The following is a 12,517-nucleotide window of genomic DNA, read 5'->3' on the forward strand; positions in this document are numbered from 1 at the left end:
GGCAAGAGGCCAGCCGGGCCGGGTGGCGGCGATGTGGACGGGACCTTGGGTGCCGCGACGCGATGGGCACGGCCGAACCTGAGTGAGGCGAGGGCCCGGTGCGCGACCGCGACCGTCCGCCTGCCGGCCGAAACAGGCGCGGCCGCAACGGCCCGCTGGCCGGTACCGGGTGACGACCTCGCCCCCCGGGCGGGTCCGTCGGCACCCTGCCGGTGACCCGCGGCAAGCGGGACCGGCAGCCGGGCGAACGACCGTTCGACGGCACCCCTCGCCTGACCCGTCGGCGGTCAGGCGGCGAGCTGCCGGACAGCCTCGCGGGCGGAGGCGAGCGCCCGGGTCTTGTTGGGGTCTCCGGCAGCGAGACCTTCGGCCAGGACGAACTCCGGCCGGGTGATGCCCATGAAGGCAAAGATGGTCCGCAGGTAGCTTTCGGCGTGTTCCGCCGAGACGGCACCACTCTCCGGGCCGTAGAAGCCGCCGCGCGCGACCGCCACGACCACGCGCTTGCCGCCGGCCAGGCCCTGCGGCCCGTTCGCGCCGTACTGGAAGGTCTTGCCCGGCACCGCGAGGCGATCCAGCCATGCCTTCAGCTGCGACGGGATGGTGAAGTTGTACATGGGGGCGCCGACCACCACCGTGTCGGCGGCGATGAACTCCTCCAGTATCTGGTCGCTCACCGCGCGCTCAGCCTGCGCCGCCGCATCGAGCGGCCCGGCCAGCGCCGACGCCGGATGCGCGCTCGGCAGGGTGGCGGCTGTCAGGTGCAGCACGCTCTCAGCGACGAGATCGCGGTAGGTGACCTCGGCCTGAACGCCCCGGGTGAGCCGCTCGACGATCAGGGCGGTCAGCTCGCGCGACACCGAGCCGGCGCCGAGGATGCTGGTGTCGACGTGCAGGAGTTTCATATCGGAACCTGGTTCCTCGTTGTGACCGGGTCATGATATGGGCCTGATGGAGCGCCGCAAGACGGCACATGAATGATACCGAGGTCACATGGACGTAACTGCCCGTATCCCGCACCATTCTCCCGCATGCATGAAAGTGTCGCAGGTTCTCTCGCGCATCGGCGACAAATGGAGTGTGCTCGTGATCATGATGCTGCGTGAGCGTTCGCATCGCTTCAGTGAGCTGAAGCGTGGCATTGACGGCATCTCGCAGCGGATGCTGACTCTGACGCTGCGCAATCTCGAGCGGGATGGACTGGTGACGCGGACGGTAACGCCCTCGATCCCGCCACGGGTCGATTACGAACTCACCGATCTGGGGCATTCGCTCGCCGAGCCGGTTCAAGCACTCGGCGCCTGGGCCATACAGCACCTCGCGCAGCTCGATGCCGCACGGGCTCGCTACGATGCCCAGGGGCGTGACCTCGAACCCGGGCCGGAGATGACGCGGACGGCTTAGCCAAGCGGACTTGCGAGATCTGAAGCGAACTTGCGAGTTCTGAAGTGGACTTGCGAGTTCTGAAGCGGACTTGCGAGATCTGACCTGAACGACCGCTCGTGCGTGCGGCTCCGGGCGCTCCTCCGCAGCCGCGCCTGGCGCCTCGCCACCGTGCCGGCACGGACCCATGACGACAGCGGCCCCGCGACGATGCCAGGTCAGGTTCGGGCGCGACCCGTGGTGCAGCCCGCAGCCGCGTGGCGTGGTGCCGCCGCGGAGCGTGGTGCCGCCGCGGAGCGTGGTGCCGCCGCGGAGCCCCGGGGCGCCCCGCAGCTGTCCCGGGACATCCGCGGCCGGCGGGATGCGGCGCCGACCGGGTCGGGCGTTCGGCCCCGGAGCGGCCTCTGCTCCGCGTCGTCCGTGTCGCCGCGGGCTCGCGCGCGGAGCAGAGATCCGCAAGCTCGCGGCAGCGATAAGCATCGGGGCAACAGCGCATCCTCAAGCAGGCAATAGCATCCGGCAGTTGCATCGCCGCCGACAACGAGTATGATCGTAGATCTTGCGGTTGGTAAGGCTGGCTGTCCCGGCGCAAGTCATGGTCTCAACGCGCCACTCCGTGGCGGGCGTGAGCATGGCCTCGCTGCTTGATCGCCTGAACCATCGGGGGCGTTCAATGGCCGTCGCACCGAAGCAGGCTTCGATCACGATCGCCGTCACCGGACCAGGTGCCGGGACGCAAGGATTGCAGGACGAGTTGCGCGAGGCGCTCTCCGCGGAGATCCGGCCGGCGCCGGTCATGGGCGGGCTCGCCGAGGTCTGGCGCTACGCCGTCGAGTGGGGACCCCAGCTGCTCGCCTTCGCGGTCGCCGCCAAGCCGGCGCTGGAAGCCGTCAAGCTCGCGGCGGAGATCGCCGACAAGCTGCTCGCGCTGATCCAGCGCCATCCCGGCATCACCCTGACCATTCCGAGCCGGAACGGCCCCATCAAGGTGGAGGGGGCGAGCCGCGAGATGGTCGAGACGTTGGTCGCGGCGGAGCTCATGCGAGGCGCTGACGGGACGGCGGGCTGATGACCGGCGAGGATGTGCTTCGGCAAGCCCACCTGACGCTCGCGCAGGGCGCGGCGCTGCGCCGGGTGGTGGCCGCCATGACGGCGCCGCTCGCGGAGCAGGTCGCGGCCCGCGCCGGCCTGTGCCGGGCGATCGAGGCGGTGCTCGACCACGCGTGCCGCTCCAGCGCACCGGGCCTGCGCGGCACGGTCGAGATGGCGGTCAACGAGTACGGCACGCTGAGCGACCTGCACGCCTCGGCCGGCGATCACGAGGCGGCCCGCCAGGCCTTCGAGCGGGGTCTCGCGATCGCGGACCTGTACGGCGATCCGGCGCTGATCGCCCGGATGGCCACGGATCGCGCGATGCACTTCCGCCAGGCGGGGCGTTACGCGACCGTCCTCGCCGTGCTCTTCGCCGAGCGCGACCGGCTGCAGCGCGTGGCGCCTCAGCCGTCCGAGCCGATCGATCCGGTGCACAAGGTCGAGCTCGCCATCGCGGAGACGCTGCGCTGGCTCGGCGATTTCCCGCGCAGCGAGGCGCACCTGCGCAACCTGCGCGCTCGGCTCGACGGCACGCAGGACGGGCGCGCGGACCCGTTGCGGACGTTCTTTCAAGACAACCGCGCCATCAATCTCGACGCGCAGGAGATGTATCTGGCGCTCGACCGTGCCGAGCAGGCGAGCGGCGCCGGACGCGCCCACTGGCTCGACGTGGCCCAGGCTGCCCTGGACCGCCTTCATCCCCGTTACGCGGCACTGGCGCCGTGGGCCGGGGAGGCGATGCGCGTGCAGCAATGCCACATCCTGCGCCTGCGCGGCGATCACCAGGGCGCGCTGACGCTGCTCGACGCATTGCTGCCGGCGTTCGATGGACACGAACAACTCGCGCAGAAGCGCGGTACCGCGCGGGTCCTGCGCGCGCGGCTGCTCAACGAGACGGGGCGCGGGCGGGAGGCGGTCGACGACGCGGCGGCGGGGATCGCCGGCGAGACCGCCTACGGGCAGTGGGAGACGATCTGGAAGGCGCATTGGCAGCTGGCCCGGGCACAGCAGGCGCGCTCGCGGGCGCGTGAGGCGCTGGACGCCTTCGATGCGGCCGTCTCGGCTCTCGATCAACTGCGTACCGCGAGCCTCGGGTTTCGCCTCGACAACCTCGCGCTGCGCACGGCCCGCCCGATGCTCGACGAGGCGATCGCCACGGCGGTCGGGCATCGCGACGGCGCGCGCGCGGCCCGCTACGCCGATGCGATCAAGTCGCGCTTCCTGTCCCTGTCGCTCGCGGCCGGTGCGATCGCGGCGCCCAGGCCGGAGGATGTCGACCGGCTGGACGGCCTCGGAGCGCGCATCGACAGCCTCGTGTCGGCCTATGGCGAGGCTGCGCCGGAGGCGACCACCGATATCGCCGCGCGCGCGGCGCTGATCGAGCGGATGCGCATGAAGGCCGGTGCCAGTGGCGGCGCGCCGTCGGCGTCGCTGGACATGCCGGCGACGCTGGCCGTGCTGCGGGCTGCCGGGCAGGCCGCGATCCAGCTGTTCCTCGCCGGGAACGTTCTGACCATCGTGCTGCTGAAGGACGGCGAGGCAACCGCGCACGCGCGCGTCCTGCCGGCGCCGGTGACCGAGGCGCTGGCCGCGTTCGAACGCAACGTCACGCTGCCCGCGCACGAGCAATTCGCGCGCGACTACGATCCTGCGGAGCGCCACCTCTCCGTCGAGACGTTCCTGCCGGAGGCGGTGCTCGGCGCGGTCCTGGCGGCGCGGGCGCTGCTGGTCTGCCCGCACGGGCTCCTGAACCTGCTGCCCTGGCCGGCGATGCCGTGCGACGAGCGCCGGCTGTTCGAGTTCCTTCCGGTCGGGACGCTGCCCAACCTCGCCTGCATCGCGCCGCTGGCGGCCCGCAGGCCTGGCGGTGGGCGCGTGGCGCTGCTCGGGGCGCCGATTCCGCGATCGGCGGCGCTGGCGCTTCCGCAAACGGAAACGGAACTCGCCGATCTGGCGGCGCTCTACGGCGAGCGTCTCGTCGGCGCGCCGCGCGTCGGTCCGGAGGCGACGCTGGCGGCCTTCCGGGCGCTGCTCGGGTGTCGGGAGGCGGCGGGCGCGGCGCTGCATATCGCGACGCACGGCGTCTTCCTGCGCGACGATCCGGCCGGCGCCGCGCTGGTGCTGACGGACCGGCTGCTCACCGCGGCCGAGATCGCGCTGCACCCGCTTCCCTTCACGGAGGTCACCCTCTCGGCCTGCAGCACCGGTGTCCGCCCGAGCCGGATCGGCGACGTCGACATGCTCGGGGACGACCTCGTCGGGTTGCCGGCCAGCCTGCTGGAGGCGGGCGCGGCCTCGGTGCTGACGAGCATCACACCGGCCGCGCCGGAGGCGAGCGCGGCCCTGTTCACCGGCTACCACCGGCGCCGGCTCGGCGGCATGCTGCCCCTCGAGGCCTTCGCGACGACGCAGCGGGCGATGCTGGAGGCGGGGACGGCGCCGCTGCCGGGCTGGATCGGCTTCTCCCTGCTCGCGGTCCAGTAGCCGGTGTCGATGCCGCGGGCGGCGGGCAACCCGGGCAGGGCCGGAGGTCCAGCGCGTCGCCGGGCCGGCGGCATTACGGGGCCGTCGGTCCATCGGCCGCCCGCGGCCCGCCCCCTTCCGGCACGCGCTGGGGCACCCCCGCCGCGCAAGCCCCGCGGAGCGGGGCGGGCCGACGCGGGCGGCGCGCGGGAGCGTCGGGAACGGCGGGAGGATCGCCGAGGTCGCAGGGGTCAGGGCGGCGGCGTCATGCGTGGACTGAGCGCCTGCTCGAGCAGGAGGCGGCTCGGTTCGTAGCGGTCGCGGAACTGCCCGACCAGCACGTCCGTGGCCCCCGCCCGGCAGGCGTCGATCGTGTCCTGGATGTCGGCGAGCTTCATCTCGACGGCGGCCTTGCTGCCGGACGCGATGAGGCCCCGGACATAGTCGAGGTAGATCGCGTTCTCCCTCGAGCCGATCTCCTCGAAGGCGCGATAATAGTCGGCATCGGGCGGTGGCGTCGTCAGCCGAATCAGCTCGCGGGCGTCCGAGCCGACGCCGAGCCGGTCGAGCAGGGCCTGGCCCCCGCCACGCGCCATCAGCGCGTCGTGCAGCAGCGCCGCCTCGATCTGCGCCCGGGTGGCGCTCGGGTTGCGGAAGATCAGCCGCAGCGCCACCCGCTCGAAGTGCTGGGCCCACGGGCGGCCGAGCCGGTCCGTGACGCCGGCCTGCTGCGCCTCCACGGCCGCGAGGATCGCCCAGTACCAGGGTGCGTCGGGTGCCACGCTCATGGGGCTGTCTCCAGCGGGATCGGGGAGGGGATCGGCGGCAGGTCGCCGGGCCGCTCGCCCGGCAGGTCCCCGCCCGGGTGAACGGCCTCACCGAGGCTGCGCCGCCGCGACACGCCCTCGGCCTCGCGCTGCCACTGCTCCACGACCGGCCGGAGTGAGGCCTCCCAGCCGGCCAGCCCCGCCTCGACGTCCTCGGCCGCATCGACGGCTTCCGCCATCCGCACGGCGTTCAGCATGCTCACGCCGGCACCCTGGCCGAGGCTGGACGGCATGGCGTGCGCCGCGTCGCCGACCACCGCGACGCGCCCGCGCGACCAGCGCGGCAGCCGCGTCGTGGTGTAGCGGTCGTGGCGACCGGAGGGCCCGATCCGCCCCAGGGCGGGAGCGAGGGCGGGGAACGCCTCGGCCCAGAGCGCGATCTCGACCGGCACGCGGGTCGCCTGCCCGTCGCGAGAGGGCGCCATCAGGCAGAAGTAGAACGCGTCTGGCCCGCAGGGCGTGTAGAGCACCCGCAATGGCCGCGTGCGGTAGTCGTAGTAGTCCCTGATGCCGTCCCAGGCGGGGCCGCGCATCCCGGTCCGGTCGAGCAGGACCCGCGTGATGCCGTTCTGGTGCTGCGTGCGCGCGATCGTCAGCCCGAGGCGGTGGGCGACGCTCGCGCGCACGCCGTCGGCCGCGACCACCAGGTCGGCCTCGAGGGACCGTCCGTCCTCCAGTGACAGCACCCCTCCGGCCTCTGCCCCCACGGCCCGGGAGCGCGTCGCGACCTCGACGCCGGCCCTCCGGGCCGCGTCCAGCACCGCGCGATGGAGGACGGCCCGGGTGGTCGTGCGGTACAGGCCGTCGGTCGGCGTCGTCGAGCGCGCCGCGCCGTCCACGTAGATCGTGCGCGACGTCGGCGCGAAGGCGTGCGCGTCGAAGTCAGCAAACGCCCCGATCTGCCGCAGCACCTCCTGGGCGAAGGCGTAGACGTAGATACCGGCGCCGACGCTGCGCGGCGCGTCCGCCGCCTCGTGCACCCGCACGGACCAGCCGCGGCGCGCCAGCATCGCGGCGGCGGCGAGGCCGGCGAAGCCGGCCCCGGCGATCTCGGCGCGGCGGCTCATTCCGCCGCCACCGTCGCGCCGGCCGCGGCGGGCTGCTCCGCCTTGGCCGAGGTCTCCTCGAGCGTGCGGCCTTTCGTGCTCGGTCCGAGCAGCGCCACCGCGACGATGCTGGCCAGGAGCAGGCCGTCGCTCACGACGAACAGCGCCAGCCGGCCCTGCAGGACGGAGAAGACGCCGAAGGTCAGCAGGAGCAGGATGCCGCCCGCGCGCCCCATGGCCGAGGCCATCCCCATCGCGGTGGTGCGGATCTCGGTCGGGTAGAGCTCGGGCGTGTAGGTGTAGATCGAGGTCGAGCCGCTACCGAGGAAGAAGGCCGTGAACCAGGCGCAGATCATGATCTCCGTGCCGGTGCCGGCGAAGCCGAACAGCGTGCCGGACACGGCGATCCCGGCAAAGCAGGTCATCAGCCAGTACTTGCGGCCGACGAGATCGAGGAGGTAGCCGGCGAGCACGTAGCCCGGGATGAAGCCCGAGAAGATCACGACGGAGAACTGCGTCGAGCGCACGATGGAGAAGCCGTCGAGGGCGAGCAGCGTCGGCAGCACGGATTGGAAGGTGTAGAGCACGCCGTACTCCGTGAACCACACCAGCCACAGCATCAGCGTGAGCGGCAGGACGCCGGGCGCCACGATCTCCCGGCGCTGCACGCGGTGGGTGGGCAGCGGGGCGGCGACGGGGGCGACGGGCGGCAGCGGCCCGCCGACGGTCCGCGCCACGCGCCGCTCGATGTCGGCGACGACGGCCTCGGCCTCGGCGCCGCGACCCTGGCTGAGCAGCCAGCGCGGGCTCTCGGGCAGCACCCGGCGCATGATGCCGATGAGGAGCGCGAAGGGGGCCGTGAGCGCCAGCGTCCAGCGCCAGCCGACCGTGGGCAGGAAGATCAGGGCCCAGACCGGCGAGAGCGCGATGCCGAGTGCGAAGAACGACATCATCCAGCCGTTGAACCGCCCGCGCAGGCGCGAGGGCCAGAGTTCCGCCAGGTAGGGCGGCACCACGCAGCTCTCGACGCCGACGAAGAGCCAGGTGAGGAAGTTGAGGAGCGCGAACACCTCGATGCCGGGCGCCAGGGCGCGCGAGGCGGAAAACAGGGAGTAGAGCGCGAGGCTCCAGGTCATCACGGCCTTGCGGCCCCAGCGGTCGGCCGCGAAGCCCACCAGGAGCGAGCCCACGAGGTAGCCGGCGAGGCCGATGGCGGCGTTGATGCCGAGCGCGGACGCGCCGAGCTTCCACTCGTCGCGGAAAGCCGCGAAGGCGAACCCGGTGATCACCGTGTCCAGCGTATCGAAGAACAGGGAGAGCGCCGCCACGACGAGGACGGTGACGTGGAAGCGCGAGGATGGCAAACGGTCCAGCCTCGCGATGAGTTCCGGGGCGGTCGCGCTCATCGGCTGTCTCCTGCTCGGGGGCACGCGGACCGCGCGGGGTGGCGGCAGCCGGCGGCGGCGGGCCATGGATTTGTATAAACGGATTATGCAAGAGGTCAGAGCGCGGGCAAGATGAAAATCCAAGCAACCCCTGTCGTCTTGAAGGGCATGGGCGTCGAGCATGCCTACCGGGCCATCCGCCGCGAGATCGTCTCGCTGGCGCTGCGGCCGGGCAGCGCCCTCGACGAGGCGGCCATCGCCACCCGGCTCGGCCTGTCGCGCACGCCCGTCCGCGAGGCTCTCGTCCGCCTGGCCGCGGAGTCGCTGGTCGTGCTCCTGCCGAACCGGGGCGCGAGCGTCGCCGGCATGGAGTGGGACCAGATCCGGGAGTTCCTCGAGGCGTTCGACCTCGAGCAGCGCGTCGTCACCCGGTGGGCGGCGCTGCGCCGGACGCCGGAGCAGCTGGCCGCCATCGACGCGGAGTGCGCGGTCTTCGAGCGGCACGCGCGCGGGCGCAACACGGAGGAGATGAACGAGAGCAACTGGCGTTTCCACGCGCTCATCGCCGAAGCCTGCGGCAACCGCCTCGTCGAGCGGTCCTACCGGCACCTGCTCACGCTCGCCCTGCGGATCGCCTACCTGGCCTACGATCCGGAGTGCTTCCTCTCGCCGGGGGCCTACCGCACGCACATGGACGCGATCCTGCGCGAGCACGTCGCGATGGTGGCGGCCATCCGGAACCGGGACGCAGGGACCGCCGACGCGCTCGGGCGCTCGCACGCCCACCTTGCGCGCGACCGCATCATGGACGTGCTGTCGCGCGGCGCGAGCGGCGCGCTCGACATCGCGCTGGACCCCTGAGCGCGGCCGGAACCGTCCGGGAGCGCCGGCGGACGGCTCTGAGCGGGCGGCCGTCGATCGTCTCGGACGGGTGCGGCGCTGACATGCGCCGGACCCGGCATCCCCGGCAGGCCGCTTGAGCGAAGGCCCGAATCTCTCCCGCGAGCGGCGCGGCGCGCGGCGGCGGGCGCGCCACCTTGTCAGGGGCGCTCCATCGCCCAGCTAACCTCGCGCTGTCGCATTCGGTCGGCCTGAGGACGGAGGTAGCGCATGCCCTATGTCACAACCCGCGACGGGGTCGAGATCTTCTACAAGGACTGGGGCCCGCAGGACGCGCCGCCGATCATGTTCCATCACGGGTGGCCGCTCTCGTCCGACGACTGGGACACGCAGATGCTGTTCTTCCTCCGGAACGGCTACCGTGTCGTCGCGCACGACCGGCGCGGCCACGGCCGCTCCGCCCAGGTCTCGGACGGGCACGACATGGACCACTACGCGGCGGACGCCGCCGCCGTGGCCGAGCATCTCGCCCTCAGCGGCGCCGTGCATATCGGGCACTCCACCGGCGGCGGCGAGGCCGCGCGCTACGTCGCGCGGTTCGGCGAGCCGCAGGGCCGCGTCGCCAAGGCGATCCTGGTGAGCGCCGTGCCCCCGCTGATGCTGAGGACCGAGGCCAATCCCGAGGGGCTGCCGCGCGCGGTCTTCGACGGCTTGCGCCAGGCGCTCGCGGACAACCGGGCGCAGTTCTACCTCGACGTCCCGACGGGCCCGTTCTACGGCTTCAACCGCGCCGGCGCGACCGTCCATCCGGGCGTGATCCAGAACTGGTGGCGGCAGGGGATGATGGGCAGCGCCAAGGCCCATTACGAGGGCATCAAGGCGTTCTCCGAGACCGACCAGACCGAGGACCTGAAGGCGATCGGCGTGCCGACGCTCGTCCTGCACGGCGAGGACGACCAGATCGTGCCGTACGCCGACGCGGCGTTGAAGTCGATCAAGCTCCTGGCGTCCGGCACGCTGAAGACCTATCCGGGCCTGCCGCACGGCATGCTCACGGTGAACGCGGACGTGCTCAACGCCGACCTGCTCGCCTTCGTGAGGTCGTGACACGCGCGCGAGGGGCGCGGCGGCGCGCCCCTCCTTCCATCCGCCCCCCCAAGGAAGACGACGCCATGGCGAGCCAGACCGGGACGGCCCCGGACACTCCCGAGCCGGATTACGACCGGCTGCTGCGCGCCAACCTCGAGCGCGTCTTCAACGAGCGCGATCCCGCGAAGCGCCTGCGCGCCCTCGACGACCTCTTCGTCGCCCGGCCGGTCCTGTACGAGCCCGGCGGCGTCGTGGAGGGGCGCGCCGCGATCGCGGACGTCGCGGGCAAGCTCCTCGAGCAGTTCGGACCGACCTTCCGGTTCGTGCCCCAGGGCGTCGGGGTCGGGCACCACGGCCTCGGCTGCCTGCGCTGGCATGCCGGCCCGGCGGACGGTCCGACCGTCGTCACCGGGACGGATGCGGCGGAGCTCGCGGACGGCAGGATCTCGCGCCTCTGGGTGCTCCTCGACCCGCCGCCGGCCTGAGGGCCGAGGGCCGGGCCCGGTCGGGACGGGGCCCCGCGGGACGGGTCAGATCTGGGCCTGGCCCCCGTCGACGAAGAGCTCGACGCCGTTGACGAAGCCGGCGTCGTCCGAGGCGAGGAACACCGCCGCGGCGGCGATCTCCTCCGGCTCGCCGACGCGCCCGAGCGGGATCTTCGCGGCGAGGTGGGCGAGCAGGCCCTGCTGGGCTTCCGCGTCCGGACCCGCCAGCCCGAGCAGGCCCGGGGTCCGCGTGGCGCCGGGGCTCAGCGTGTTCACCCGGATGCGGCGGTCCTTGAGGTCGAGGATCCAGTTGCGGGCGAACGAGCGGACGGCCGCCTTCGAGGCCGCGTAGACGCTGAAGGCCGGCGTGCCCTCCGTTGCGGCCGTCGAGCCGGTCAGGATCACCGAGGCGCCGTCCACGAGGAGCGGCAGCGCCTTCTGGACCGTGAACAGCACGCCCTTCACGTTGCGGGCGAAGGTGTCCTCGTACTGCTCCTCGGTGATCTGGCCGAGCGGCAGCATCGAGCCGCCGCCGGCGTTGACGAACAGCACGTCGATGCGCCCGGCCTCCGCCTTCACCCGCCCGTAGAGGATGTCGAGCTCGCCGAGGCGGGAGGCATCCGCCTGGATGCCGGTGGCGCTGCGGCCGATCGCCGTGACGGCGGCGTCGAGTTCGGCTTTGCGCCGGCCGGTGATGAAGACGCGGGCGCCCTCCTGGGCGAAGCGCCTGGCGGTGGCGAGGCCGATGCCGCTGGTGGCGCCCGTGACGACGGCGACCTTGCCGGTGAGCTTCTGGGTCATGGGGATCTTCCCTGTCTGTATGGTGATCCGACGATGACGGAGGGCGCAGCGTTGCGCTATGGCAATGGCTGAAAGTCATCGTTGCGGAAAAGTCGATGTCGCGGCTGCCGGATCTTGAGGGGCTCGCCCTGTTCGCCAAGGTGGCGGAGGAGCGCTCGTTCGCGGGCGCGGCGCGGGCGATGGGCGTCTCGGTGGCGACCGTGTCCCGCGCGGTCACGCGCCTGGAGGAGCGCCTCGGCGGCCGCCTCCTCAACCGCACCTCGCGCAAGGTGGCCCTGACCGCGTTCGGGCACGCGCTCGCCGAGCGGGCCGCGCGGGTCCTCCTCGAGGCGCAGGAGGCGGAGGACGCGGCGCGCGAGCTCTCCAGCCGCCCGCGCGGCACCGTCAACCTGGCGGTGCCGATGTCGTTCGGGCTGCGCGAGGTCGGCCCGCTGATGCCGGCGTTCTTGCGGCTCTATCCCGAGATCCGGGTCAACCTGCACCTCAGCGACGCCACGGTCGACCTGGTCGGCGAGGGCTTCGACGCGGCGCTGCGCATCGCGGTGCTGCCGGATTCCGCGCTCGTCGCGCGGCGCCTGCGGCCGGTGAGCCGGTTCGTGGTCGCCGCGCCGGCCTACATCGCCCGCTACGGCCGGCCGCACTACCCCACCGAACTGAACGCCCATCACTGCCTCGGCTACGCCTACCGGGCGCGGACCGACATCTGGCGGTTCCGGAACGGGGCCGGCGACGAGGTCTCGGTCACGCCCTCGGGGCCCCTCCGGGTGACGAACGTCGATGCACTGCTGCCGACGGTGCTGGAGGGCCTGGGCATCGCCGAGCTGCCCTCCTTCGTGGCGGACGCCCTCCTGGCGGACGGGCGCCTCGAAGCCTTGCTGCCGGACTGGCAGCTGCCGGCGGGAGGCCTCTACTTCGTGACGCCGACGGCGCGCGTGCGGCCGGCCAAGGTCGAGGCGCTGGGCGACTTCCTGGCGGCGCGTCTCGCGCGCGTCGCGGCGCCGCCCGACGGCCCCGGAAGGCCGCGGGCCGATTCCGGGAGCCCGTGAGCGCAGCGCCGCGGCCGGCACGCGGGCCCGCCGCTCGCGGCCGCTCGCGACGGCCAGCCG

12 protein-coding genes are annotated in these 12,517 nt (G+C 72.9%); 7 read left to right on the forward strand and 5 right to left on the reverse strand.

Annotated elements, in window-relative coordinates:
* Positions 1-287: 287 nt before the first annotated feature.
* Positions 288-905 (reverse strand): FMN-dependent NADH-azoreductase, encoded by a 618-nt coding sequence (locus DT057_RS12350; protein ID WP_128562405.1) that lies wholly within the window; start codon positions 903-905, stop codon positions 288-290.
* Between the two features lie 88 nt (positions 906-993).
* On the opposite strand from DT057_RS12350, the gene DT057_RS12355 reads away from it, so the two are divergent.
* The 3 genes from DT057_RS12355 (at position 994) to DT057_RS12365 (ending at position 4,959) form a co-directional block, all read left to right on the forward strand.
* Complete coding sequence (locus DT057_RS12355) at positions 994-1,404, forward strand: winged helix-turn-helix transcriptional regulator (protein WP_128562406.1); 411 nt, start codon at positions 994-996, stop codon at positions 1,402-1,404.
* 652 nt (positions 1,405-2,056) lie between these two features.
* On the forward strand, positions 2,057-2,452 hold the full coding sequence (locus DT057_RS12360) for a hypothetical protein (RefSeq protein ID WP_128562407.1): 396 nt from the start codon (positions 2,057-2,059) through the stop codon (positions 2,450-2,452).
* A complete protein-coding gene (locus DT057_RS12365) occupies positions 2,452-4,959 on the forward strand; it encodes a CHAT domain-containing protein (RefSeq protein WP_128562408.1) in 2,508 nt (835 codons plus the stop codon). The genes DT057_RS12360 and DT057_RS12365 overlap by 1 nt, the downstream gene beginning before the upstream one ends.
* A gap of 230 nt (positions 4,960-5,189) precedes the next feature.
* Here the strand turns inward: DT057_RS12365 and DT057_RS12370 are convergent, their stop codons facing one another.
* The 3 genes from DT057_RS12370 to DT057_RS12380 are packed head-to-tail and all read right to left on the reverse strand — an operon-like array spanning position 5,190 to position 8,217.
* On the reverse strand, positions 5,190-5,726 hold the full coding sequence (locus tag DT057_RS12370) for a hypothetical protein (protein ID WP_128562409.1): 537 nt from the start codon (positions 5,724-5,726) through the stop codon (positions 5,190-5,192).
* Complete coding sequence (locus tag DT057_RS12375; RefSeq protein WP_128562410.1) at positions 5,723-6,832, reverse strand: FAD-dependent oxidoreductase; 1,110 nt, start codon at positions 6,830-6,832, stop codon at positions 5,723-5,725. The genes DT057_RS12370 and DT057_RS12375 overlap by 4 nt, the downstream gene beginning before the upstream one ends.
* Positions 6,829-8,217: an MFS transporter gene (locus DT057_RS12380; RefSeq protein ID WP_128562411.1), complete on the reverse strand. Its 1,389-nt coding sequence runs from the start codon at positions 8,215-8,217 to the stop codon at positions 6,829-6,831. The genes DT057_RS12375 and DT057_RS12380 overlap by 4 nt, the downstream gene beginning before the upstream one ends.
* Positions 8,218-8,328: 111 nt before the next feature.
* On the opposite strand from DT057_RS12380, the gene DT057_RS12385 reads away from it, so the two are divergent.
* From DT057_RS12385 to DT057_RS12395, 3 genes are all read left to right on the forward strand, one after another.
* Positions 8,329-9,057, forward strand: a complete 729-nt coding sequence (locus DT057_RS12385) for a GntR family transcriptional regulator (protein ID WP_128562412.1) — start codon at positions 8,329-8,331, stop codon at positions 9,055-9,057.
* Positions 9,058-9,306: 249 nt separating this feature from the next.
* Positions 9,307-10,143: an alpha/beta fold hydrolase gene (locus tag DT057_RS12390; RefSeq protein WP_128562413.1), complete on the forward strand. Its 837-nt coding sequence runs from the start codon at positions 9,307-9,309 to the stop codon at positions 10,141-10,143.
* 65 nt (positions 10,144-10,208) lie between these two features.
* Positions 10,209-10,610, forward strand: coding sequence for a nuclear transport factor 2 family protein (locus tag DT057_RS12395; protein ID WP_128562414.1), 402 nt, complete (start codon positions 10,209-10,211; stop codon positions 10,608-10,610).
* A 45-nt stretch (positions 10,611-10,655) separates the two neighbouring features.
* Here the strand turns inward: DT057_RS12395 and DT057_RS12400 are convergent, their stop codons facing one another.
* On the reverse strand, positions 10,656-11,411 hold the full coding sequence (locus tag DT057_RS12400) for an SDR family NAD(P)-dependent oxidoreductase (protein ID WP_128562415.1): 756 nt from the start codon (positions 11,409-11,411) through the stop codon (positions 10,656-10,658).
* Between the two features lie 95 nt (positions 11,412-11,506).
* On the opposite strand from DT057_RS12400, the gene DT057_RS12405 reads away from it, so the two are divergent.
* On the forward strand, positions 11,507-12,457 hold the full coding sequence (locus DT057_RS12405) for a LysR family transcriptional regulator (RefSeq protein WP_128562416.1): 951 nt from the start codon (positions 11,507-11,509) through the stop codon (positions 12,455-12,457).
* Positions 12,458-12,517: the final 60 nt, after the last annotated feature.

Source organism: Methylobacterium crusticola (assembly GCF_003574465.1).
GTDB lineage: Bacteria > Pseudomonadota > Alphaproteobacteria > Rhizobiales > Beijerinckiaceae > Methylobacterium > Methylobacterium crusticola.